This window comes from Bacillus sp. (in: firmicutes), assembly GCA_017656295.1.
Taxonomy (GTDB): domain Bacteria; phylum Bacillota; class Bacilli; order Bacillales; family JACDOC01; genus JACDOC01.
The window spans coordinates 24,168-48,535 of record JACDOC010000023.1 but is presented as its reverse complement, the minus strand read 5'-3'; the positions used below and the strand labels follow the sequence as shown (position 1 = coordinate 48,535).

General features: G+C 36.3%; 26 protein-coding genes and 2 pseudogenes. 12 read left to right on the top strand and 16 right to left on the bottom strand.

The features are described from left to right. The first annotated feature begins 343 nt into the window (after positions 1-343). The 4 genes from H0Z31_14105 to H0Z31_14090 all read left to right on the top strand — a co-directional run bounded on the left by H0Z31_14105 (position 344) and on the right by H0Z31_14090 (position 3,327). Positions 344-709, top strand: coding sequence for a winged helix-turn-helix transcriptional regulator (locus H0Z31_14105; protein MBO8178564.1), 366 nt, complete (start codon positions 344-346; stop codon positions 707-709). Between the two features lie 364 nt (positions 710-1,073). Continuing rightward, positions 1,074-1,931 carry a carbon-nitrogen hydrolase family protein gene (locus H0Z31_14100; GenBank protein MBO8178563.1) on the top strand — a complete coding sequence of 286 codons (858 nt, stop codon included), beginning with the start codon at positions 1,074-1,076 and terminating at the stop codon, positions 1,929-1,931. Positions 1,932-1,963: 32 nt separating this feature from the next. Further along, on the top strand, positions 1,964-2,650 hold the full coding sequence (locus tag H0Z31_14095) for a GNAT family N-acetyltransferase (protein MBO8178562.1): 687 nt from the start codon (positions 1,964-1,966) through the stop codon (positions 2,648-2,650). A 5-nt stretch (positions 2,651-2,655) separates the two neighbouring features. Further along, the gene (locus H0Z31_14090; protein MBO8178561.1) at positions 2,656-3,327 is read left to right on the top strand and encodes a GNAT family N-acetyltransferase; all 672 of its coding nucleotides are present in this window, start codon (positions 2,656-2,658) and stop codon (positions 3,325-3,327) included. A gap of 279 nt (positions 3,328-3,606) precedes the next feature. On the opposite strand, the gene H0Z31_14085 is transcribed toward H0Z31_14090, so the two are convergent. The 4 genes from H0Z31_14085 to H0Z31_14070 are packed head-to-tail and all read right to left on the bottom strand — an operon-like array spanning position 3,607 to position 4,247. Then, the gene (locus H0Z31_14085; GenBank protein ID MBO8178560.1) at positions 3,607-3,810 is read right to left on the bottom strand and encodes a hypothetical protein; all 204 of its coding nucleotides are present in this window, start codon (positions 3,808-3,810) and stop codon (positions 3,607-3,609) included. Between the two features lie 39 nt (positions 3,811-3,849). Beyond that, on the bottom strand, positions 3,850-3,978 hold the full coding sequence (locus tag H0Z31_14080) for an LD-carboxypeptidase (GenBank protein MBO8178559.1): 129 nt from the start codon (positions 3,976-3,978) through the stop codon (positions 3,850-3,852). Beyond that, complete coding sequence (locus tag H0Z31_14075; protein MBO8178558.1) at positions 3,963-4,058, bottom strand: LD-carboxypeptidase; 96 nt, start codon at positions 4,056-4,058, stop codon at positions 3,963-3,965. The genes H0Z31_14080 and H0Z31_14075 overlap by 16 nt, the downstream gene beginning before the upstream one ends. An 18-nt stretch (positions 4,059-4,076) precedes the next feature. Further along, positions 4,077-4,247, bottom strand: a complete 171-nt coding sequence (locus H0Z31_14070) for a hypothetical protein (protein MBO8178557.1) — start codon at positions 4,245-4,247, stop codon at positions 4,077-4,079. Between the two features lie 124 nt (positions 4,248-4,371). Here H0Z31_14070 and H0Z31_14065 point away from each other — a divergent pair, with 124 nt between their 5' ends. Continuing rightward, positions 4,372-5,142: a hypothetical protein gene (locus H0Z31_14065; GenBank protein MBO8178556.1), complete on the top strand. Its 771-nt coding sequence runs from the start codon at positions 4,372-4,374 to the stop codon at positions 5,140-5,142. Here H0Z31_14065 and H0Z31_14060 read toward each other — a convergent pair. The 3 genes and pseudogenes from H0Z31_14060 to uvsE form a co-directional block, all read right to left on the bottom strand. Further along, positions 5,126-5,305, bottom strand: a pseudogene (locus tag H0Z31_14060) (acyl-CoA thioesterase). The gene H0Z31_14065 and the pseudogene H0Z31_14060 overlap by 17 nt on opposite strands. 236 nt (positions 5,306-5,541) lie before the next feature. Beyond that, entirely contained in the window at positions 5,542-5,880 is a 339-nt protein-coding gene (locus tag H0Z31_14055) for a hypothetical protein (GenBank protein MBO8178555.1), read from the bottom strand. A gap of 330 nt (positions 5,881-6,210) precedes the next feature. Then, positions 6,211-7,176 (bottom strand): UV DNA damage repair endonuclease UvsE, encoded by a 966-nt coding sequence (uvsE, locus tag H0Z31_14050; protein MBO8178554.1) that lies wholly within the window; start codon positions 7,174-7,176, stop codon positions 6,211-6,213. Positions 7,177-7,320: 144 nt separating this feature from the next. On the opposite strand from uvsE, the gene speD reads away from it, so the two are divergent. Continuing rightward, the gene (gene speD, locus H0Z31_14045) at positions 7,321-8,133 is read left to right on the top strand and encodes an adenosylmethionine decarboxylase (protein MBO8178553.1); all 813 of its coding nucleotides are present in this window, start codon (positions 7,321-7,323) and stop codon (positions 8,131-8,133) included. A 32-nt stretch (positions 8,134-8,165) separates the two neighbouring features. Here speD and asnB read toward each other — a convergent pair whose 3' ends face one another. Beyond that, positions 8,166-10,064 (bottom strand): asparagine synthase (glutamine-hydrolyzing), encoded by a 1,899-nt coding sequence (gene asnB / locus H0Z31_14040; GenBank protein MBO8178552.1) that lies wholly within the window; start codon positions 10,062-10,064, stop codon positions 8,166-8,168. A gap of 132 nt (positions 10,065-10,196) precedes the next feature. On the opposite strand from asnB, the gene H0Z31_14035 reads away from it, so the two are divergent. Continuing rightward, on the top strand, positions 10,197-11,063 hold the full coding sequence (locus H0Z31_14035) for a C39 family peptidase (protein MBO8178551.1): 867 nt from the start codon (positions 10,197-10,199) through the stop codon (positions 11,061-11,063). Between the two features lie 532 nt (positions 11,064-11,595). Here H0Z31_14035 and H0Z31_14030 read toward each other — a convergent pair. The 3 genes from H0Z31_14030 to corA all read right to left on the bottom strand — a co-directional run bounded on the left by H0Z31_14030 (position 11,596) and on the right by corA (position 13,541). After that, positions 11,596-11,796, bottom strand: coding sequence for a hypothetical protein (locus H0Z31_14030; GenBank protein MBO8178550.1), 201 nt, complete (start codon positions 11,794-11,796; stop codon positions 11,596-11,598). A 139-nt stretch (positions 11,797-11,935) separates the two neighbouring features. Continuing rightward, the gene (locus H0Z31_14025; GenBank protein ID MBO8178549.1) at positions 11,936-12,319 is read right to left on the bottom strand and encodes a hypothetical protein; all 384 of its coding nucleotides are present in this window, start codon (positions 12,317-12,319) and stop codon (positions 11,936-11,938) included. 256 nt (positions 12,320-12,575) lie between these two features. Continuing rightward, positions 12,576-13,541 (bottom strand): magnesium/cobalt transporter CorA, encoded by a 966-nt coding sequence (gene corA, locus H0Z31_14020; protein MBO8178548.1) that lies wholly within the window; start codon positions 13,539-13,541, stop codon positions 12,576-12,578. 222 nt (positions 13,542-13,763) lie between these two features. On the opposite strand from corA, the gene H0Z31_14015 reads away from it, so the two are divergent. After that, positions 13,764-14,381 carry a YitT family protein gene (locus H0Z31_14015; GenBank protein MBO8178547.1) on the top strand — a complete coding sequence of 206 codons (618 nt, stop codon included), beginning with the start codon at positions 13,764-13,766 and terminating at the stop codon, positions 14,379-14,381. Between the two features lie 102 nt (positions 14,382-14,483). Here H0Z31_14015 and H0Z31_14010 read toward each other — a convergent pair whose 3' ends face one another. Then, entirely contained in the window at positions 14,484-15,461 is a 978-nt protein-coding gene (locus H0Z31_14010; protein ID MBO8178546.1) for an HD domain-containing protein, read from the bottom strand. Between the two features lie 494 nt (positions 15,462-15,955). Here H0Z31_14010 and H0Z31_14005 point away from each other — a divergent pair, with 494 nt between their 5' ends. Then, positions 15,956-16,855 (top strand): EamA family transporter, encoded by a 900-nt coding sequence (locus H0Z31_14005; GenBank protein ID MBO8178545.1) that lies wholly within the window; start codon positions 15,956-15,958, stop codon positions 16,853-16,855. A gap of 845 nt (positions 16,856-17,700) precedes the next feature. Here the strand turns inward: H0Z31_14005 and H0Z31_14000 are convergent. The 4 genes and pseudogenes from H0Z31_14000 to H0Z31_13985 all read right to left on the bottom strand — a co-directional run bounded on the left by H0Z31_14000 (position 17,701) and on the right by H0Z31_13985 (position 20,226). Beyond that, on the bottom strand, positions 17,701-18,351 hold the full coding sequence (locus tag H0Z31_14000; GenBank protein ID MBO8178544.1) for a Type 1 glutamine amidotransferase-like domain-containing protein: 651 nt from the start codon (positions 18,349-18,351) through the stop codon (positions 17,701-17,703). Between the two features lie 152 nt (positions 18,352-18,503). Then, positions 18,504-18,686 carry a hypothetical protein gene (locus H0Z31_13995; protein ID MBO8178543.1) on the bottom strand — a complete coding sequence of 61 codons (183 nt, stop codon included), beginning with the start codon at positions 18,684-18,686 and terminating at the stop codon, positions 18,504-18,506. Positions 18,687-18,938: 252 nt separating this feature from the next. Then, complete coding sequence (locus tag H0Z31_13990; GenBank protein MBO8178542.1) at positions 18,939-19,721, bottom strand: GNAT family N-acetyltransferase; 783 nt, start codon at positions 19,719-19,721, stop codon at positions 18,939-18,941. Between the two features lie 89 nt (positions 19,722-19,810). Further along, positions 19,811-20,226: pseudogene (locus H0Z31_13985) on the bottom strand (GNAT family N-acetyltransferase). Between the two features lie 229 nt (positions 20,227-20,455). On the opposite strand from H0Z31_13985, the gene H0Z31_13980 reads away from it, so the two are divergent. From H0Z31_13980 to H0Z31_13970, 3 genes are read left to right on the top strand one after another with little or no spacing between them, the layout of a single operon-like run. Beyond that, entirely contained in the window at positions 20,456-21,211 is a 756-nt protein-coding gene (locus H0Z31_13980; protein MBO8178541.1) for a DeoR/GlpR transcriptional regulator, read from the top strand. Then, a complete protein-coding gene (gene pfkB / locus H0Z31_13975; GenBank protein MBO8178540.1) occupies positions 21,208-22,122 on the top strand; it encodes a 1-phosphofructokinase in 915 nt (304 codons plus the stop codon). The genes H0Z31_13980 and pfkB overlap by 4 nt, the downstream gene beginning before the upstream one ends. Before the next feature lie 13 nt (positions 22,123-22,135). Continuing rightward, complete coding sequence (locus H0Z31_13970; protein MBO8178539.1) at positions 22,136-24,007, top strand: PTS sugar transporter subunit IIA; 1,872 nt, start codon at positions 22,136-22,138, stop codon at positions 24,005-24,007. The last annotated feature ends 361 nt before the right edge of the window (positions 24,008-24,368 follow it).

Here is a 24,368-nt window from a genome sequence, read left to right as displayed (position 1 = left end):
CTTGACACCCTGTATCATACCAAGGGGACTTTTTTTGTTTCAAATCTCATTTTTCCTCATTACAGGAATGCTCCCTTAGTTATGTTTAGTTATTAATAAGAATGTTTGATGTATTCGAGTAAGAAAATAAACAAGTAGATTTATTTGTTGAAAAACTTTGTCTTTATAATTCCCCTTAAAAAATTTGCACTTTATTATTATGTAGTTCTAAAACATACTATAATGCAAAAAAAGCATATTTATGGTAATTATGGGATCAAGATGCATAAATAGTATGTATTTTATGAGCATGTAGCGACATTAAGTCTACGAATGGTTATAATAGTCAAAGGAGGTGGAATAAATGGGACATGTTTGTGGCAAGACGTATAACTGTGAAAAAGAATTGACACTTGCTGTCATTGGTGGTAAATGGAAAATGCTTATATTATGGCATCTAGGTAAAGGCGGGACAAAGCGATTTGGTGAGTTAAAGTCACTTATGCCAGGGATTACCCAAAGAATGCTTGTTAACCAGTTGCGAGAGCTGGAAGCAGACCAAATTGTTCATCGCAAAGTTTATCCCGTTGTTCCACCAAAAGTGGAATATTCACTAACCGAACATGGAAAAAGTCTTATACCTATTCTCGATGCTATGTATGAATGGGGAAAAAACTATTTGGAGACGGTCGTGAAGGACCATGTAAAAATCAACGAGTCCGCCAAATAAATACGTTCTTCCTTAAAGTCTCGAAACTAACCTTCTTTTACCATTTAGTCTGTCCTTTAATTGGCGTACAAATTTTTGTATAGATACAAGCCTATCCAAATAGCGATAAAGAAACAGACAGCAAAGAACGGGCAGCCATTTTTATAAAAAATCCGCTGCCCGTTTGATTGTATCCTACATCGATGACTGTCATCACTTCTACAGATTTCTTAGAATCCGCTATTTCTTTTATTCGCTATAGTATACTTTTTTACACTATGTTACATGAAAGTGTGTACTTGTGAAAACAAATGATTTGGCTAATAATAACATTATCATAGCCATCTAAATTTTCATAGTTTGATGACAAGAAAGGAGGAGGCTGATGAAACTAAGAGTTTCAGCCGTTCAATATCATCTCCATACCATCCAATCTTTTGAAGAATTTGCTCAACAAGTGGAGCATTATATTAAAACAGCTCAAGAATTTGATGCTGATTTCGTTTTATTCCCAGAATTTTTTACCACTCAGCTGATGTCCATTGGTAATGATCAAGGACAACCTTTAACAATTCAAGATCTCCCTGATTTTACAGAACAGTATCGGACTTTATTTATCGATTTGGCTAAGAAAACAAAGATGCATATCATCGGAGGAACCCATGTCATCCGTAAAGGGGACCGATTATACAACGTGGCGCATTTGTTCTATCCAGACGGAAGAGTCGCTGAACAGGCAAAACTCCATATTACGCCTACAGAAGTAAAAGAATGGAACATGTCACCTGGCGATGGGCTACAAGTATTCGAAACGGAAAAAGGAACCATTGCCATGTTGACTTGTTATGACATCGAATTCCCAGAAATCGTTCGCATGGCAAAAGCGAAAGGTGCCGATGTTATTTTCTGTCCTTCTTGCACCGATGATCGTCATGGCTTCCATCGTGTTCGATACACTAGCCATGCAAGAGCGGTCGAAAACCAAGTGTATGTCGTTACCACTGGTACAGTCGGCTCCCTTCCTACAGTTGACTTTATGCGCGCGAATTTCGGCCAAGCGGCAGTCATTACACCGAATGATATTCCGTTTCCTCCACGCGGCATCTTGGTCGAAGGGGAAATCAATCACGATATGATTGTGACCGCTGATCTTGATTTAGAACTGTTATATCAAGTTCGTGAAAGTGGTTCTGTTACTACATGGCGCGATCGCCGAACTGACCTATATCCGGATTGGAAATAAAAAGACTTAGCTCTTTACAAGGAGGGTGAATCATGTATCGTAAGGAGTTTTACGTCTTTGACCAAGATCGGCCCGTCCCGGCGGTCATTCGAAATTATGATGAAAATGACTTTCCTGGCTTAATCCGTATTCAACAGGAAAGCTTTCCCCCTCCCTTCCCGTCTGAATTATGGTGGAACACAGAGCAGTTGAAAAACCATGTGACGCTCTTTCCAGAAGGAGCCTTATGTGTTGAGGTGGATGGGGAAATCGCTGGGTCGATGACTGGACTAATTGTAGACTTTGACCCAAATCATCCGGCTCATACATGGGAAGAAATCACCGATAATGGATATATTCGGAACCATAATCCGAATGGAAATACGCTTTATGTGGTTGATATTGGCGTACGCCCAGCCTACCGCAAATTAGGATTAGGAAAATGGCTAATGCAATCCATGTATGAAGTCGTTATTCAACTTGGATTAGTACGTCTGTTAGGCGGAGGAAGAATGCCTGGCTATCATAAAAAAGCTCATGAGATGACGGCCGAACAATACCTTGAAGCGGTCGTAAAAGGTGAATTAAAGGACCCTGTCATTACCTTCCTTCTTCGCTGCGGACGAACCCCTGTTCAAGTGGTGGCTAACTATTTAGAGGACGAAGAATCTTGTAACTATGCAGCACTAATGGAATGGAAAAATCCTTTTCATACCGCCAAACCTTCACAAGGAGAATGATGAAAATGGAATATCGGAGAATTACAAGTATTGAGGAGCCTTTATTTAAAAAAATGCACGAATTGATGCAAGAGGTATTTCCTCCTGAAGAAGTATTAGCATTCGATCAATGGAAAGATCCTCTAGAGGATCCGGGAATTCGTGTGTATGTGGCTGTTCACGAAGGAAAAGTCGTAGGTGCGACCGAGTACCGCTATTATGAAGATTTAAATGTCGCCATGACAGATTTTACGATCATTGGCCAAGCAGGACTTGGTATCGGTCGATTTTTAGCACAAAAGCGATTAGAGGATTTGAACGCTTGGGCAGCTGCCAACGGAAAACAGTTATTTGGAATGTTTGCTGAAATTTATGATCCTTACCGAGTCGAGCATTATGAATTTGGCGGAATTAAGCCAATGGATCCATACGTACGTCGTGAAGTATTGTCTCATCTTGGATATAAGCGTCTTGACTTCCCTTATGTTCACCCATCTTGGAACAATGATGGAGAGGCTGTTACAGGGCTCGACCTTTGTTTTCTTCCTATGGACGATAACGTAAATAAACTTCCAGCTGAGCTAGTTGTGAAATTTTTAAAACGTTATTATTCTGTCTTATCGAACAAACCGAAGTCTTGGTATGAAATGGTAGAAAATTTAGAAGAGAACGATACTGTATCACTATTAAATATTTAATCTCTAAAAGCACACACACGATAAACGGAGTTAAGATTTAAAAGTCGATTCTTCCTCTATGTAGGAACAATCGACTTTTATTTCTAATATGACCTTTCTCTATCATTGAGGTCAAGATCTAAAGAATTATCATGGTTTACATAATGATATTATTGTAGATTAGGAAGGTTCTACTCTTACTTTTCAATAGTTGAAATGAATTCTCGTAATCTCTGCGCGGTATAATGTAAACGTTGCTTTTCCTGTTCGTTCTCTCAAGTGGTTCCTCCCCATAAGGGTTCATACGTTTCCAGAAATGATGGGACCAGTCGCACTTCCCTCTTTTAATACAATCATGCCTTCGTTTGGGTGCGCGGTTCGTTTTCGGTTATCCTTTTCATCCCACATTAACCGCTCGTTTATCCATTCCTCAGAAGCTTGATAGGTTACGATTTTTCCTTCCATTAATAAATCCGTCATATAGCGTTTCGTAAAGGGATACAACCCACCGAATTCCCCAAATTGCGGTAAGATCGCTGGACCTTAAAAGGTGGTAAGCCCGGTTTTAGCATAAGTGCCTAAATGAAGAGCTGTTATATCACTATACCACATAAAAATTTTTGGATGGTTTTTAATTAATTCGTAATCGAGATACTCTAATAGTGGGAACATGTTCCACCAATAGTAGTAATGATCGCTTTCACCTCGTCATTTTGGAACATCGTATATAGGTCTTCTAATCGTTCTTCCACGCTTCCCGCCATATATTCCTATCGCTTTTGGACAAGCTTCCCTAGAACAACCTGAAAGCCCATTTGTTCTAACATTTCGATTCCTCTTTTTAGCCATCTCGGGCATAAAGCCGCTATTCCTGATGAAGGAAAAACGATACCTATCGTATCACCTTTTTGTAATTTTTTCGGTCGATTGACACTGGTCATGGGGATCACTCCTTATTTATAAAAGCTTGCTATTTTTGTATAATTATGGAGTGAACATTCAGATAATTCAAGTTGTTTTTACAAATGTACGAATAGTATTTTAGTTTTTTAAGGAGGAAGATTTATGCACGCTCCGGCCTTTATTAAAGCTATCTGGTACCAATTCGATGATTTTCCGATGGAAACATTAACGAAAATATGGTATTTTCATAAGCCTATAGAAAAAAAACAACGGGATGTTTCTTTAATGAAGGAACATCGGGAACAGTTCGGTTCGTCTGGGAATTGTTTCGATCTAGCGATCTGGCTTCTCGATGAATGCAAGAAAAATGGCATTCGAGCGTATGCTATTGGTCATGATTTGTTTTCATTGAACGGTCATATCGCAGTCGTTATGGAAGATAAGTACCAATATTTATGCGATTTAGGTGATCAATGGATTGAACCTGTTCTAATTAGTCCTGAGAGCGATGATTTTTCAAATCAATGGTTAACCGGATTTTTTCCAGGGGCACAAGTGAAGATTCACCGGCTTCAATCATTATTACTTGTCTCTTATTTACGCCCTAATGGTAAAATTACGAATCAAACATACGATTTGACCCCTATAGATACTGATACATTATGGCAAGCAGCCGAATGGTCGCAAAATCATATTAAACCACGCGCTTTAGTAGAATGTCGTATCCCTTACCAACAGGAAATCGCCCATTGGGAATACAACAACGGAACCGCTTTTTTAAGTACATCTATAGGAAAATTGAATGAAGAATCTGCTTTATCGATCAGTGAGGCGACCAACCGAATTGTCCATTATGCTAATATGGACGAATCGTTTGTATACAATGCCCTTCGATCGTATGAACGCTTATCTCCTACTCTGTGGAAGCCGTGACAACCGGTTTACGGGGATGTCGGATCCCTGAAATGGCTGCGACATCATCAATGTTCGCCTTTAACTTTCCGACGAACATTGTCCCATAATTATTTGTATCGGGTGGCAATACGATGCTTGTTTTTACTACATACGATTCTCGGCAATATTTCGTTTCTTCCATGTTCAATCCCCTTCCGTTTTCCTATTAACATTATTCCTGACCATGAAAAAAACATTTCTTCCGAAAATAAAACGAAAGCCACCCTTCATAAAAAGTTAGGGAGGAGAGTTTGTTGTACACCTATTATATATAATGAAGGAATAAACTTCTGGGCAATGGCCAATACGATCGAAACTACAATAAAAAAACGTAAGAGCAGCCAAAGTGAAGGCTGCTCTTTTTGAATGATGTTCCTATTAAGAAGCTGCATGTTCTTCATTCATTTGTTTCGTACGAATCTCAAGCCATCTCGATACCCCGCCAAAGGTACGTTGCTCTTTATAAACCGGTACAATTTCTTCTAACAAAGTTAACCGTAAAATCTCGAAACCTTCCAGTTTTTGAATCGATTCTTCAATCTCTTTCTTTTGTTCATTATCAATAAGAAATTCCGAATGTCTTGATTCAAAGTGAATTGTTATCTTCCCGTTGTTCATTTGTTCTTCTAACGATATTTTAGATTTTGATAATTTAAGTAACGTTCTGTTTAATTTCCATAAGTTAATCCCATGGATCCTTTTCCAAAAAGCTAACATCATGTTACCCCCTTTAGTTTCCACAATATATAGGTTTCGGAAGTATGCAGTCATATATTAGGGTGGATTTATATTTTTGAGATTTCTGACGAGTGATATTGTCCAATCTATTTGATTTATAAATTTTCTTTATATAGTTCCATGGATAAACCAACCCACGATTAATCCCCGAGCATCCCAGTCGCTGCGGCAAACCTTTCAAATAGGACCACTCTTTTTTACAAGTAAAAAACTGTTCCACCAATAATTCATCCTATTTATAAAAGCCTTTCACGAAAAAAAGACCTTTCCAATAAGGTCCCTTTAACTGTATGCTAAATATTTTCTCAGTTATTGAATAGAAAAAGTTGCTTGATCGATCCACTCAATTTCTGGATACCCTTTTAAATTGTTTACTAATTGGAATAACGCTCCATCTTTTCGTTTTGCTTCAATCATGCAGTCGATTTGTGGAACTGTACCTTTAATGTCATGTAAAAATCGCATGAACATGTCCGGATCAACAAAATCGTTGTGGGCACGAAAATCTTGATCGCTTCGGGGACTTGAGATGTGCATTTTAACCGGTAATGGTGAATGTTTCCATATTTCAACAATTCTTTCCCATTGAGGTTTCCAATCACTATTATCGTGATTGGCTAAATGATGGTGTAAATCGAAAACAAGGGGAATTTCTAGTTTTTCACATAAATATAACGTATTTTCTAACGTGAATGTGGTATCGTCATTTTCTAACATGATCATTTCTTGCAAATCATTTGGTACAAATGCCCAATTATGAATAAATTGTTCTAACGCTTTTTCTTTATCGTTATACCCTCCTCCTATATGGAGCACACATCGATGTTTTGATGGAATGTTCATTCCGTTTAACAACAATTGATGGATGCGTAACGTTTTCATAGACATTTTTAATATCTCTGAATCGGGAGAATTTAATAAGACAAAATGATCGGGATGAAAATCCACTCTCATAGGATGTTTATGTAAAAATTCGGCAATTTCTTTTAATATGGCACGAAGAGGCTGGATATAATTCCACCCCTCTAATTCTTGATGATTGGCAAGAGGAATAAGTTTTGAGCTTAATCGAAAAAAACGAATATCATGAGCAAGATTATGCTTTAATAACCGTAAACAATTTTCTAAATTTGAAACCGCAATCCGTTCTAACTTCCGAATAGCAGCATCACAATCAGGTATTCTTTGAAATTGGGCAAATGTCATTGTTTGTGACGGGGAACAATTTTGTAAATGAACACTCATTGCGACATAACCAAGTCTAACAATTGTCATCATTCGCCACCTCATTCTTGGTTAACCATAGTATGTCTTGTTCAAAAACAATTAATCGACTTAGTGAACAATTGTTTTTATTAGTTGCATGATTCTTTTCGATTATTGGGATTCTAAGAAAAAAGGAAAAGGGAGACCATGTCAATGAGTACTACAAGGAATCCTCACGTCACCTTACATGGATTCAACAATCTAACAAAAACGCTCAGCTTTAATATGTATGATATTTGTTACACCAAAACAAAAAATGAACGAGAAGCTTATATTAATTACATTGACGATGTATATAACGCAGAAAGGTTAACGTCCATTTTAAAAAAGGTATCTGATTTGATCGGTGCACACATATTAAATATTGCTAATCAGGATTATGTTCCACAAGGGGCAAGTGTTACAATGCTTGTTTCAGAAGGTCCTGTTGTTGAAGTGCCCGAAGACACCTATAAAGAATCACCAGGTCCTTTACCTAATTCTGTCGTATGTTCACTTGATAAAAGCCATATCACTGTGCATACGTATCCAGAATATCATCCTCATGAAGGAATAAGTACATTTCGTGCAGATATAGATGTTTCAACATGTGGAGAAATTTCTCCGCTGAAAGCATTGAATTACCTTATTCATTCTTTTGATGCCGACATCATGATTATTGATTACCGTGTAAGAGGATTTACACGTGATATCAATGGGCATAAATTATTTATCGATCATGATATTACGTCGATTCAAAATTATATTCCAAAAGATATTCAATCCAAATACGATATGATTGATGTTAATGTTTATCAGGAACATACCTTTCATACGAAATGTAAGCTTAGAGAATTTAATATCGATCATTATCTTTTTGGCTATTCAAAAGAAGAACTAACTAAAAAAGAAATCGATGAAATAACAGCAAAAATAAATCATGAAATGGATGAAATTTTTTATGGTAAAAATATGCCAAGAAAATAAAAAAGCACCCAATCGTTGGGTGCCAATACTCATTAGATTGAAAGTAATTCCTTTTCTTTATTGTAAATATTTGAGAAATTATATTTCTTTTCTACAAACACTTGGTACCAAATCATAAAGACGAGCACCGTCCAAATTTTACGGCTATAATCTCCTTTATTGCTGCAATGGTCATCCAATAAACGATAAAGTACATTTTTATTTAGTAAATAATCGGTATCACTTTCTTTTATTAAGTTTTTCGCCCAATCATACATTTCGTTTTTTAACCAATGACGGATAGGAACTGGGAAACCAAGTTTTTTCCGGTTTAACACATGATCAGGAACGATTCCTTTTGCCGCTTTCCGTAAAATATATTTGGTTGTGTTGTGGGCCGTTTTCATGTCAGGACCAATTTTAGCTGCCACATCAAAAACAACTTTATCTAAAAACGGAACACGTAATTCTAATGAGTGCGCCATCGTCATTTTGTCTGCCTTTAATAAAATATCTCCGCGTAGCCATGTATGTATATCAATGTATTGCATGCGATTGACGGGCGGATATTGTGTTGTTTCTTGATAGTAAGGAGCTGTTATTTCCTTAAAATCCAATCCTCGATGCGGCCCAACGAGCAGCTCTTGTTTTTCTTCTACTCCAAACATTTTTGCATTTCCAATATATCGTTCTTCGATTGGCGTTGTTCCTCGTTCCAGAAAGCTTTTCCCTTTTACTCCTTCTGGAAGAATGTTTGCAATTGTTTTTAAAGCCGCTTTTAACGTATTTGGCATTTCGTCAAATATCGCTAAAGATTGTGGTTCACGATAAATGTTATATCCGCCAAATAACTCGTCTGCACCTTCACCAGAAAGCACAACAGTTACATGTTTTCGTGCTTCACGTGCGACAAAGTAAAGCGGTACTGCAGCTGGGTCGGCTAAAGGATCATCCATATGCCACATAATTTTCGGTAATTCTTGCATATATTCGTCAGGTGTAATCACATAGCTAATATTTTCAACACCTAATTTGTCAGCGGTTTCTTTCGCTACATCAATTTCACTAAATCCTTCTCGTTCAAAGCCGACAGAAAACGTCTTAATCTGTGGGTTGTAGTGCTTCGCAATGGCCGCAATAATGGAAGAATCAATTCCTCCGGATAAAAATGAACCTACCGGTACGTCACTTCGCATATGAACCTTAACGGAATCAAACAGGGCATTGCGTATTTCTTTTACCAGTTCGTCTTCTGATTGTTGGATTGGTTGAAATTGTGCTTTCCAATAACGATGAATGGTTAATTTTTCACCGATTTTTTTCTTAATATAATGACCTGGTTCTAACTTTTTAATCCTTTCCGACATGGTCATTGGTTCCGGAACATATTGGAACGTCATATAATGATCCAGTGCAATGTAGTTCAGTACATCGTTTTCTAATGCGTGCAAAATGCTTTTCTTTTCCGATGCGAAAAACGTCCGTTCACCTTGCTCCATGTAGAAAAACGGTTTAATTCCAAATGGATCTCTTGCAGCAAAAATCGTTTTTTCTTGTTTGTCCCAAATAACAAACGCAAACATACCGCGTAGCTTTTCAACCGCTTTATCTTTTTCATCACTGTAAAGTGCAATGATTACCTCAGTATCTGAATGTGTCGTAAATTCATATCCTTTGGCGAGTAATTGTTCTCTTAGTTCTATATAGTTATAGATTTCCCCATTAAAGATAATCCAATAGCGTTCATTTTCGTAGGATAATGGTTGGTGTCCAGCCTCAAGATCGATAATACTTAAACGGCGAAAACCAAAATTCACATGTTCATCGAAATAGTAACCGCAATCATCGGGTCCTCGATGTGTAATCATATTATTCATTTGTTGAAACGTTTCTTTCCATGTCTCATCCACTGTTTTTGGAACATCATGGATGCAACCAATAAAGCCGCACATAATGTCGCCCTCCTAATTTATCAAAAAATTAAAATCATAACCTAGCATTTTGAGTAGTATATATTATATGATTAACTTGTTTACCTTAATCTACCTTATTTGTCTATTTTGACTAAAGGAGTTTCACTGAATATGTTTGAACCTATTTTTTTCTTTGCTTTTTTTGTTTGTTCAATGGCCATACTTCTTTATTATCGAAATAAAAAACCTAATCACGTTCCTCTTGTTGGTATTATTATGATTTTTATATTATTATTATCATTATTACAATATTATATCAATAATAACAAATCCATCCATACATTTAAAAAAATTACACAAGAAACATCTACTCAAAAGATAGTGTTTAATGAAAGTGCTGTTTTTTTGGAAGAACAAGATCCTCCCCAAATTAGTTCCGTGCTAATTGATGCACCGATTATGTCTCAACTTCCGGAACTTCCAAGAGGATGTGAGGTCACGAGTTTGGCGATGTTATTAAATGATGCGGGAGTGTCTGTCGATAAGATGACCTTGGCTAAAGAAGTAAAGAAAGATTCAACTCCCTATCAAAGACGTAATGGAAAAATATTTTTCGGGCATCCAAATGAAGGATTCGTTGGGGATATGTATACGAGAGAAAATCCGGGATTAGGCGTATATCATAAACCAATTAAAGAGTTAGCGGAAAAGTATTTACCGAATCAAATCGTAGATTTGACCGGACAGTCGTTTGAAGAAATCTATCCCTATTTATTAAACGGTTCACCAGTTTGGGTAATTACAAATACGACTTATCGTGAACTCCCACCTAATGAATTTGTAGAATGGCAAACACCAAAAGGTCCCATTAAAATCACTTATCGGGAGCATTCAGTATTAATTACTGGCTTTGATGAACAATTTATATATTTTAATGACCCATTAACCGGGACGAAAAATAAAAAAGCACCAAAACAGGAATTTATTGAAGCGTGGGAACAAATGGGAATGCAAGCAATCACTATTAAAATGAAATAATATGTTCATTTTTTCTTCAAAAATTTAATTTTACAAAGTTTATTAACTCATTCAATAAACCATCCTCTTCAGATTTGTAGAGGGGATGGTTTATGTTTGTCTTCTGTTTATTTTTCTCCAAGTTAATAATAAAAAAACTGAAAAACAGGTTAGAAATGACCTTTCCTTTCCATTTGTAAAATACAATTCTATTTTTTGTAAATAAAAAAAGCACAAAGATCCATAAGAAGATACTTGTGCTATAAAACAATTGTCCATAAAAAGAAAAAGGCTGATAAGAACAAGGAAACAATGTAAAAGAACGGGATAAAAAATCCTCTAGGGCCGTTAAGAGATTGAAATAATAGTTTACCGGCATTTTTCCTCGTCGCTTTCACTATTTATTACCAATTAATATGAATGGTAAATGAATTGAAAAGGGCTAAAATCTTTGGAGTTATATTTTTGATACATGCACAATAATGAATAAAGTTAAAAAAAAACGTAAATTCGACGAATACATTATTTTTTTTCTTTATGCATGAAATTCATCTTAATTTTGTCCCTCGCGTGCTTCTTGAACATCTGTATCTGTACTATTTAGCTCATCCTTCCGTGGCCGCCTCCAAAAAAAATCCCATGGATCTCTCTTAGGGAAATCTTCTCTCATTCGATCATGAATGAACTCGACCTCTTTTGCATGAATAGTCAGTTTATCAACGTGAATCACTTTTTCTTTTTTATTTTGTGACATTAATTAAACCTCCTAAATTATTTTTAATCGTCAACATCATATTCATGAAAAGTTGGTTTTGTATAGGCATATACAATTAATTCGGTTAAATAAAAAAAACCGGATCATTAATAATGATCCAAGCTTCACCCATTCTTTTTTATGGACTTGTCTTTCCGAAATATTTATGAGTATGTGGAGGGTCTCCATCTCGAGATGTTACTCCACTAAATTTGTGAAAATGTCCTCCCCCTGGTAACGGAATCGCTGGTCCAGTTACACCTTTAATTTTATGCCTATGCCCATTATCAAACGAGGTAATGGTAAAATACTTATGTTTATGAGGAACTCCACTAGGTGCAGGTTCAGTCATTCCAGCATATTTATGGTTATGACCTGCATCAAATGATGTGACACCTGAAATCTTGTGTGAATGTAACGGCTTTCCATCCCAAGAAGTAATATAAAGTTGATGGGAATGTAATTCGTGATTAGATGTATCATCGGTTGATTCATAAAGAAAACCTAAAACTCGAATTTCCATCTATCCCCCTCCCTTCCGTGAACATTCATTATAATTTATTCATCTACAATCCGCATAATGCTTGATTTAATTACACTTCCCGCCTGTTAAAAAATCAATAAACAAATTAGTTCGTAGCAGGTTATTTAAATACAAATAGAATAGACTGAAATAGTAACTAATGTTACCAACCATCTCTTACATGTTTTACAAATCAAAGTGAATTTCTAAATTAATTGAGACTTAAAATCTTCATCTTAAGTTACTTGATAACAAATTATTTTAACCACCCTTTTCGTTTAAAAAGTCGATACATGCCAATACCTAATGAAAACATGATGCTTAAGACAATGAAATATCCATATTTCCATTCTAATTCCGGCATGTAAGAAAAGTTCATCCCATAAATACCTGCAAGAAACGACAACGGCATAAAAATGGTCGTAATGACCGTTAACACTTGCATAATTCGATTCGTCCGATGAGTACTAACTGATAAGTAATTATCTCGAATATCTGAAGTTACTTCTCGATTAGATTCAATTTTATCCGTTAGGCGAATTAAGTGATCGTATATATCCATGAAGTATGCTTCTTTTGCATGCATCCATTGCAGGTGCCTTGAATTAATCATCCGATAAATTAAGTCTCTCATTGGGTTGATTGTTTGCCTTAAAAATAACAGCTCGCTTCTTGCCCGAAAGAGTTGGTCCAAAAGTTGTTCAATACTTTTATTTTCATAGGTTTTATAAGCACGCCGATCTTCTAGTCGATTAATCCGTTCTTCTAATTCATAAAGAATAGGAAAAAACTCGTCCACTGTTTTATCGATTAAACGATATAATACATAGTTTGGACTCCAACTCCCCGTTACCTTTTCATTCGTTATTTGGTACCAAACTTGATTTAATGCATTGGAATCTTCCATATGAAAAGTAACGATAAAATGTGTCCCTAAAAAAATGTCCATTTCGTATTTCTTTAATGGGTTAGATTGCAATGAATAAATAACAAAAAATACATAGTCATCATAATAATCTAATTTAGGGCGCTGAAGATGATTAATACAATCTTCAATGGCTAGCGGATGAAATTGAAAAAACTCTTTTAACTGCATCATTTCCTCTTTTAAAGGTTTGTTAAAATCTGTCCAAAACCATTGGACGTTTTTTTCATGCAGTTGTTCCAATGGAATGTTTTTTACGACTGTATAGTCATCTAAGATTGCTACCGTTCGAATCATTTGAATCACCCTAATAAAAGCGCATTATTGTTAGTGTAACCAATTTCATCTATTCCAAAATTTAAAATCGGAATTATTAAAAGTATGTTCCCACACTCACTTCACTTTTTTTTCATATATTTCTACTTGCTTTTCATCACTCATTTAAGTATCATTCTCATATGTAACCGCTTAAGAGGTATGACGACTGACATCATAATATTTAAATAGGGAGAATGTTGAATGAAAGAACGTGCATTATTTTTTATAGTTGGTTTATTCATTTTAACGTTAGGCGTAGGTTTAATTATTAAATCAGGTCTTGGAGCAGCTGCGTGGGATGCTTTTGCGGTTGGTGAATCGAACGTCTTTGGTATCACCGTTGGTACATGTATCTTTATTAACGGAATTGTACTTATTTTTATCAATTCCTTTTTATTAAAGAAAAAACCAGAAATTCTTGCTGCGGCTACTATTTTTGTTATTGGTGCGCTTATTGACTTTTGGTTACTAATTGTGTTAGAACCATTTACACCTCATAATCTTTTCTTGCAAGTTAGTTACTTAATTGCAGGTATTCTAACATTAGGAGTTGGCATCGCCATTTATTTACAAGCCAAATTCCCAGCAAGTCCGATGGATACGCTCATGGTCGCCATTCATCAACGCTTTGGGTTAAAATTGCGCACTGCCCGAATCATTAGTGAAGGATTTGCGTTAACCCTTGCCTTCATATTTAAAGGTGCCATCGGAATAGGAACGATTATGGTTACTCTTACATTAGGATTCGTCGTTCAATACTTCTATCCAAAGTTTGGAAATTTATTACAAAAAATGACGCAGGAACCTATTGTGAAATAACCCTATAAGCTGTCTTTATGTTCACAGTAATTGTTGATATATATAAACAAAAAGGACTTCCAAACCATAAAAGTCCTTTTTGTTTTAGGGATAAATAGGTTATTAGTTAGAAATCACTTTTACGTACATTCCAGTAACAGCCTTTTGGTACGCTTGTTTCCCCATGCTTTTTACTTTTGTTGATAATGTTGAGGCTCTTGCTAACTTATTTTCATAAGGTACGGAAGGGTCTATCAGACGTACTTTATTTTTACGATGGAAATCATAGTCGTTTTTATCTTCTTTTACATGTACATGACGATGAATTTTCTTTAACAGACTTCGGATCTCTCGGTCGTCAGACGAAAGTAAGGTGTTTAATACACTTTCGTCTGTACCAAGTAAATCATTAAGACGAATCACATTTTTATCTAATGCTAATTTTATCGTTTTCGCTAGCATATCATAACCATACACATTTAAAGGGTTCATAAAAAAATCAATCACTTCTTTATAATAGGTTTCTACAAACCATTCAGCCGTTTTAATTTCTTTCGGGTACATTCTACCATTAATAACTGTTAAATGGTCCAAAAAATGTTTTACCTCTTTCAATGAAATATGTCCGTATTGGTACATATCACGTAAAGTATAATCTACTCGATCCGCACATAATTCAGGTGCAGGTTGTTCTAATAAGGTCCACTTTGAATCGTCTAATAAGATGTCTTTATAATCGTATCCATGTTTTTCAAGAATAGAAGGAATCTCAGAATTCACAATGACACGCTCAAATATTTTTTCATGGTAATCTTCCTTTTTATTTTCCAGGACAAAATCAATCACATGTGAGAAGGCTGTGTGAGATATGTCGTGAAGTAAACCTGCAATTTGTTCCTCTAATGAGCCGCCAAGTTTCCGAATTAAAAGCATAACACCAATTGAGTGTTCATACCGTGTCACATTCCAGTTCTCATTGACTAAATAACTTGCACCACCTTGATAGATTCCTTTTAACCTTTGGACTGGTTTACTCATGATTAGTTCTTCAAGAACCCCTTCTATTATATAGTCCCCATAAATGATATCTGTTACTTTCAAACTGTCCACCTCTATCATATTTATTTTTTTGATAAATACTCATGGTCAAGTTAATCAAAATCATTGAGATGACCAGTATCTTTCAGACTATTGAACCCTTATTTATGTATTGGCTATATTAAATCATCTGTGCCACAAATTTCAAATTTTTCACGCCATACAACCAACCCTCTTCTATTTTAAGGTAATGGAAGGAAATTGGAAGATATAATCGAAAGAAATGATAGATTATTTTTTTATTAGGGGGACGTCATAAAAAAAACCATTTCTCAATCATCCTCTTCTTTCTGGTTTTGGGGACAGTCCCTCAATACTTTAAAGTTTTAAAACAGTGAGGGACTGTCCCCAATTTCAAATAACATTACTTGTCAAAAGATGGATTTAGTTGTAAATTTTATTTATTACTTACTAACCAATAAACATGTATAAAAGATTTATGAAAGACATTGCACATCTTTGATGCATAATAAATAGAGAGTTAAGGAGTGAAAATGATGCGGTTATATAGTGCGTTAATTGGACTGAGCCTTATATGGGGAATGTCGTTTGTGTTTATTAAGTGGATAACAGATGCTGCTGGGGTATGGGGAACCGTCTTTTTTCGATGTTTAGCAGGAATTCTGATTCTTCTCCCCCTCTTGTGGTGGAAAAGAAAGCAAATTACAAGTACTTTTCAATGGAGACATGTCATCATCGTTGGTCTATTTAATGCTGGACTCCCATGGGGACTCATTGCATTAAGTGAGACGCAAATACATACAAGCACCGCATCCGTATTAAACGCTTTAACACCAATCTTTACAGGACTAATCGGATTTCTTTTCTTTTCAAAGAAGCTAACTCGCCAACAATGGATGGGGATTTTGTTAGGATTTTGCGGAATTCTTATTTTAACAGAATTTCAGATTCATATGATTCTCGGTGAAAACTTTATCGGGATGGGGACGATGGTGTTAGCCACGCTTTGTTACGGATTTGCTTCCCAATATGCGAAACAATACTTACAACAAATGCACGTCCTATTAATCTCCACCTGTACGTTACTGGTTGGTACCTTGACCGGTTTAGTAGGAATGATTGTGACAAATACGATTCCGACTCAAATGGAATTCAACGGTACCGTTATTCTTTCTATCATCGGACTAGGATGCTTCGGTTCAGGTATTGCGTATCTTCTTTTCTACTTTTTAATGATAGAAGGAAGCCCCGAATTTGCGACAACTGTAACGTATTTAATTCCTGTAACCGCCATTATGTGGGGCTACATCCTGATGAAGGAACCGATCACCCAGCATTTACTCCTAGGTCTTTTCATTATCTTATTCGGCATTTATTTTACTAACCGTAAACCAAAAATCATGATAGAAAAAACCCGGGCCAACTCCATGGAGTAAGCCCGGTTTTTTAAAAATGTATTAAATATTCCATTTCCTTTTAAGGTAATCATCGATTAACAATACTACACCAGTTACTACATACCAAAGGGCCGTAAAAAAATAACTTCGGGTAAATACGGCTTTTCCATTAATCTACTTTTAGTTGTTTCATTGCCCCAATCTTTTTTTATGTTTATGGTATTCGTTGTGATCCTTTTTAAAAATTAGTTCCATTTATGGTTATATGTGTAGAAATTCGTTTAGACTCTTCCCATCTTTTTTCCATTAGACGAAACGACACTGTCACTTCATACATTTCATTCGATGATGAAAGAAGCTCTTTGGAAAACTTTTTGGGATTCTAAGTAAAAAAATAAGTTCTTCGTGAATCGTTTCATTTGGTTCTAATTATTCAACATGTAAATCGTCTGTACAGGCCATGATCTCTAAAGGCTTAACCGATAAAGAACGGTTTGTTTCCTTTGAAACAATTTGAATCCTTAAATGGGTTACACAAGTTGAACTCCCAGCAGCGTATATCACACTTTTTCCCCCAACATTAGTTGCCGATGCTTTTACAATAATTTCACAAATTCTTTCTGATTTACCCAAATGGTAAAATAAATATTCTCTCTACTATAAATCAGTGGATTCGGCTTACTAACTGACTGGTCATCATTGTTAGATGTACATCCGAAGCACAACCATTTGCTACACATGAAAAAATGAATTTCTTCATTATTCTCCACCATTAACTTATATTAGAGTAGACGAGAAAAATCTCCTAATTGTTTTATTCCTTTTCTTATTATGAAACCCACAAAACTAATTGAAACGATTCTTAAAATCAAAATCTTCTTTCCTTATCTGCGAATGGAATTAAAGGTGTACACGTTACCCTCATGCTGAACATATTGTTCATTGGTAAAATAAATTCCTGATTCATCATCAATTCCGTACCCTACCGACACGTTGGTTCGTTCCATCGCTGTAAGAAGATTCTCTTTTTCCTTCCATTTGGTAAAATGGACACTTACGACAGCATTCGAAATCAATCCCAATCCTTCTAAAAACAAATGTTGATTTAACTCATTATCAATAGGCGGAATGACACAATGAACTGGGCTAATCAAAGCACCTGCAGAAAACCCTGCTACAGGTATACCTTTTTGATACATGGACTTTACGATATCTCCAATATTCGTCCTCACCATCCGTTTTTGATAAAGTTCGGTATTTCCTCCTCCGATCACTATTCCTGAACATGCACGTAACCTTTCCAGTTCAAAATTGGATAGCTTTTGTTGTGAGAGTGGAAAGTAATAAAAGTCCTCAATTCCAAATTGTTGTAATACGGATGTATACTTTTGCATATACGCTTCCCAACCATCTCGTTCAACAAAAAGGATACCGACCCTTCCTTTTCGTTGTTGGACAATCGATGAAAACAAATGACCAAGTTTTTGGGTAAAAGGGGGGCTTCCGCCAAACAAAAACAAATGACGATGCTCCATATATAATCCTCCAAACTATGATTCTATAAAATTTAACAACTGTATGTCTCGATCATCTCAGCACAAACCAAGCACCAAAAAAAGATTTCTAAACTCCCAATTATCTTCTATAATTCGGTCAAAATTTTTCTCGTCAACATAGCGAGCCTATTTCATCGTTGTTTTCTCAATTCGTCCATTAATTGGTCTACTTTTATCCGCTTTAATCTTTTTTGATAATCAATGATGACATAAATAATGAGTACAATGGGAACGATAAACATCCCTAAACCTAAAATAAATATCATGAATTGAAAAAACACATCTCCTACTTGCATTCCGGCTCCATGGTGCATTAAAATTTCCTTTCCTATCTGAATATTTTAGCGTGTTAAATAAAATGCTGTCTGATAACACCTTTTCCATTTTCACATGGCTCCGTTGATAAACGTCATTTGTGGCGGAATGTGACCGTAGTCGATCATAAACAATAGGAATTTGAAGTTCTTCCTCAAGATTAGGGTACACATCCTCTACCGTGTAATCATCTTGAAAAATGGATATTGAATCATTTAATATCTCTCGCTTCCTATTCGTTGTTGTATGTATTACATTTTTCCTTCTTTAATCCATGAAATGATCCGACTGGTTGATAAAACAGAAACAAAAAAGAGAGCCAGCAAAATAAATACATAGATTGATAGACGATTGATCTCTTGCAATCCGTCTTTATTTGCGACTACCCAAATAGTTAATACAAAACAAGCAATATAAAAAAGAAGGTTCGGGACAATCCAAATGAGACGTAATTTCCAGTTCTTTTGAGGACAGGGGTTTTGATTCTGCTCCCACTCTTCCCGTAGCAGTCCCATACGAATCGAATCATACCACTCCCCGTTCCAATAGCGGCACTTTCGAATTCTTCCTTCCATTTTCATGCCTACTTTTTCTGCACAGCGAATCATTCGTTTATTTCCGGACCATGTCGTTAAGCCAATTCGAACGAGCGGCATCTCGTTAAATAAGTAATCAATCCACAATTTTAGGGCATCTGTTCCATACCCACCGTTCCAATAGGATGGATCATAAATGACAATACCTACTTCTAACCATTTAGATGCCTTGTGTTCCCAATAGAAAGACACCGTTCCTATGACAGTGTTATTGACTTCAATGACAGCACGTGAAGGGACTGGTTCTGACGTAAGTTGCTGTTTTAAATTTCGTGTAAACTCTTCTAACGTCTTGTGTTCTAGTGGAAAATACGGTGCATCCCATTTCTTCCATTCAGGATCTTTCGTGTCATGAATAAATTTCCAAAGAATCGGTATATCATGCTCTTCAATCGTTCGAATCGTGACTAATCTTCCTGTGAGTCGCACAAGTTTCATTCCTTTCAACTTAATACTATTCCATAACTTCTCCAAACGTTAGTTCACCATTTTGATAGGTGAGTGAACCTGATTGGATCTCTAGACCTTTAATAATAAAAGAAACGCGATGGATTATCTTCTAATACCCAGACAAATAAGGAAAAGATATTAAATGTATGAAGCTCTTGGACAACATGTCGGACTAGCTGATTTCCAATCCCTTGCCTTTGATAGTTTTCTAGCAGTGATGGCATACAATTCCCCGTCATAGGGGTAACTTCCCGGATCGTTCCTTGCCACCATTCGTAAATCCAACAATGTCCCCGTATTCATTTTCTGCGACAAACACTGACCCACCTGTTGAATTGGAGATAATTTCTTCCCATCTTTTCGCTCTTGCTTCATAGGATAACGATTGTAAGAAGTCTTCTGAAAGTATTCCTTTATAAGTCGTTCACCAACTATCTACGTGAACTTTTGCTATTTGTTCAGCATCTGCAATAGTTGCTCGCCTTATTTTCATATCAAATTCCCTCCAGAAATTGGATTGATGATTAATCCTATTTTATTACAAAAGATAGAAATTATAAAATTTGTTTTTTCCCTTGTCTATAGAATTTGATAGTTTATGATTGATAATGAGTGTAATTTGATTTTTTTTGATAGTTTTTGATTAAAAATGATTGATTTTTGAAAATGCTTTTAATATAATTAAAGTCAAATTTGGTTTCTTTTTATTAAGAGGTGGAAACATGCTAACTCCAGAGAGACATCGCATTATCTTAGAGCTATTACAACGAAAAGAAGTGGTGAAAATACAAGAATTTGTGGAAGCGACTTCATCATCAGAATCCACCATCCGACGCGACTTAAGTCAACTAGAGAAAGAAAGAAAGTTAAAACGTGTTCATGGTGGGGCCTCACTATTACATCAACGTGGCATCGAATTAAGCATCCTTGAAAAATCAACGAAGAATTTAGAAGAAAAACAAAAAATCGCTCAATATGCAGCAAATCTAATTCAAGAAGGAGATTGTATTTATCTAGATGCTGGGACGACTACGTTTCAAATGATTCCATTTATTTCAGCGAAAAATATTAAGGTTGTGACGAATGGTTTAACCCATTTGGAAGCACTTTTAGAACACCAAATCGAAACGTATGTAACAGGTGGTTATGTAAAATCAAAAACTCGAGCACTGATTGGTCGTGGTGCACAAGAAGGTTTACAAGCCTATCGGTTTGATAAAGCGTTTATGGGGGTCAATGGCATTCATCTCGATTATGGTTACACAACACCAGACCCTGAAGAAGCTACTGTAAAAAAATTAGCCATTCACCTTTCCGAAAAGGCTTTTATACTAGCTGATCATTCGAAATTTAATGAATTTACATTTTCTAAAATTGCCGATTTACATGAAGCAACCATCATTACGAGTGAAATAGACCAAGACATGTATGAAGACTGGATGAAAAAAACTGTAATAAAGGTTGTGAAAACATCATGATCTATACCGTGACTTTAAATCCTTCTATTGATTATTACGTACGAATTCAACACTTACAAGTTGGCACGTTAAATCGTGCGGAACAAACGATTTTTTCCCCTGGTGGAAAAGGAATTAACGTCTCACGAGTGCTTATGCGCTTCGGAATCAATAGTGTCGTTTTGGGCTTTGCTGGTGGTTTTACTGGAACCTTCATTAAGCAGGCACTAACACAAGAACAAATTCCAGTTCAATTCATTGAAGTTGATGAGCCAACACGAATCAATATTAAGCTTAAAGATGCTCAAGAAACCGAAATTAATGGAGTTGGACCAACTATTTCAAAAGAAAAACAAGAACAGTTTTTAAAAAAAATTGAATCGTTAACGAAAAACGATGTCCTAGTGGTATCAGGGAGTCTACCACCTTCGATTCCCACACAATTTTATGAAGAAATAGCGTTACTTTGCACGGAACGAAATATTCCTTTTATCGTTGATACAACAGGACCTATATTAAAAAAACTTCTTCCCTTTCGTCCATTTTTAGTTAAACCTAACCACCATGAGTTAGGTGATATGTTTCATGTTACTATTGAAACTGTTCAAGATGCCATCTCGTATGGAAAAAAACTATTACAAGAAGGCGCATCCAATGTCATCGTATCAATGGGGGGAAATGGAGCAGTTTTTATTAATGAAAAGCATCAATTCGTGGCGACGGTTCCAAATGGTAACGTCATCAATACTGTTGGTGCCGGTGATTCAACGGTAGCTGGCTTTCTAGCCTCATTTATTCAAGACAAAGATTGGATGAAAGCTTTTCAATACGGAGTCAGCGCTGGAACTGCCACTGCTTTTTCAGAAGATTTATGTACGAAGGACGAAACCGATCGGCTTTTATCCAGCATCCATATAAAATCCATTTCGTAAGGAGGTTTTTAATGTGAGATTTACCGATTTAATAACAAAAGATACAATCATTTTAGATTTACGGGGCACTACGAAAGAAGCCGTCATCGATGAAATGATTCGTACCCTCGCAAAAGCTGGAAAGCTTGATGATGATGTGGCATTTAAACAAGCAATTTTAGCAAGGGAAGCTCAAAGTACAACCGGTATTGGTGAAGGAATTGCCATCCCACACGCAAAATCGAAAGCCGTTAAACAGTCAGCAATTGTTTTTGGCCGCTCCAAAGAAGGGATTGATTTTGAATCATTAGACGGTAAGCCGAGTCACTTTTTTTTTATGATTGCCGCTTCAGAAGGAGCACATAATGCACATTTAGAAACCCTATCTCGCTTGTCAACTTTATTAATGGATCCATCATTTCGTCATAAACTGGAAACGGCACAAACGGCTGATGACATTATTCAAACCATTCATGAGTATGAGGAAAATGATAAAGTACCGAATGAAGATACTTCAACAAAGACAACATCAGGAAAAATTTTAGCGGTTACCGCCTGCCCTACGGGGATTGCACATACGTACATGGCTGCAGATGCCCTAAAAGCGAAAGCAAAAGAACTGAATGTGAACTTAAAAGTAGAAACGAATGGCTCAACAGGTGTAAAAAATGCGTTGACGCAACAAGATATTGATGAGGCGATTGCAATCATCGTTGCAGCCGATAAGCAAGTAGAAATGGACCGTTTTGCTGGTAAACCAGTCATTCAAGTCCCAGTTTCACAAGCAATAAGAAAACCAGAAGAATTAATTCACCGGGCTTTAAAGAAAGATGCACCAATATATCAAGGTTCAGGAAATCAATCAAATTCAGCTAATACATTTGGAGAACGAAAAGGTTTTTACAAACACTTAATGAATGGTGTGTCCAATATGCTTCCATTTGTTGTTGGAGGCGGTATTTTAATTGCGATTTCATTCATCTTCGGCATTAAAGCCTTTGACCCCAATGACCCATCATATCACCCAATCGCCGAAGCATTAATGACAATAGGTGGCGGGAATGCATTTGGACTTATGATTCCTGTGTTAGCTGGATTTATTGCAATGAGCATTGCGGACCGTCCAGGATTTGCTCCAGGGATGGTCGGTGGATTTATGGCCGCTACAGGTGGTGCCGGTTTCCTAGGAGGATTAATCGCTGGTTTTCTTGCAGGTTATTTAGTTCTTGGATTGAAACGTATCTTTAGCGTATTACCTCCTTCCTTAGAAGGAATTAAACCGGTTCTTCTTTATCCGTTATTTGGTATTTTAATTACAGGACTGATCATGATGTATATCGTCATTGACCCTGTGAAAGCATTAAATGATGGGTTAAAAGTTTGGTTAGAAGGTTTAGGGACTGGCAACCTAGTCCTTTTAGGGTTAATTCTAGGTGGAATGATGGCTGTTGACATGGGCGGTCCGATTAATAAAGCTGCTTTTACATTCGGGATTGCGATGATTGATGCAGGCAACTATGCTCCACATGCGGCGATTATGGCTGGTGGTATGGTTCCTCCACTTGGTTTAGCGTTAGCTACTACCATGTTTAAGAAAAAATTTACTATAGCAGAACGTGAAACAGGAAAAACTTGTTACATTATGGGAGCTTCTTTTATCACAGAAGGGGCGATTCCATTTGCAGCGGCTGACCCAGGACGCGTCATCCCATCTATTATTGTTGGTTCAGCAGTTGCCGGTGCTTTAACGATGATGTTTGGAATTGGATTACCAGCCCCACATGGAGGTGCATTTGTGATTCCAATTGTTACAGGTAGTGCATGGTTATATGTTCTTGCCATTTTAATTGGTTCATTTGTAACCGCTTTTATGGTGGGCTTTTTGAAAAAAGAAGTACAAGAGTAATAGTTTCATTGGAATTTTGTAAAAACGGACATGAATAGTGTCCGTTTTACTTTTTAAAAGCACATTTTTTTCTTTTATGATAATAAACTAACTACCTATCGTATTAATTCAAAAATATTGAACAATAATATCTTGACCATTCACCTTTTTTGCACCAGTTTACAAGATTATACACTAAATTGGTACTTTTGAACTAAATTAAAAAGATTTACACTCTGAAACCTCATCGCATCTTAAAACGCTTTTATTCAAAAAAGTCTTTTTGCACGTAACACTACTGTTAAGCACTACTTGTGAATGAATGAATAGAACACGCTAAACTTACTTTAAAAATAAAACGCCTGGAGATTTGTTCCAAGCG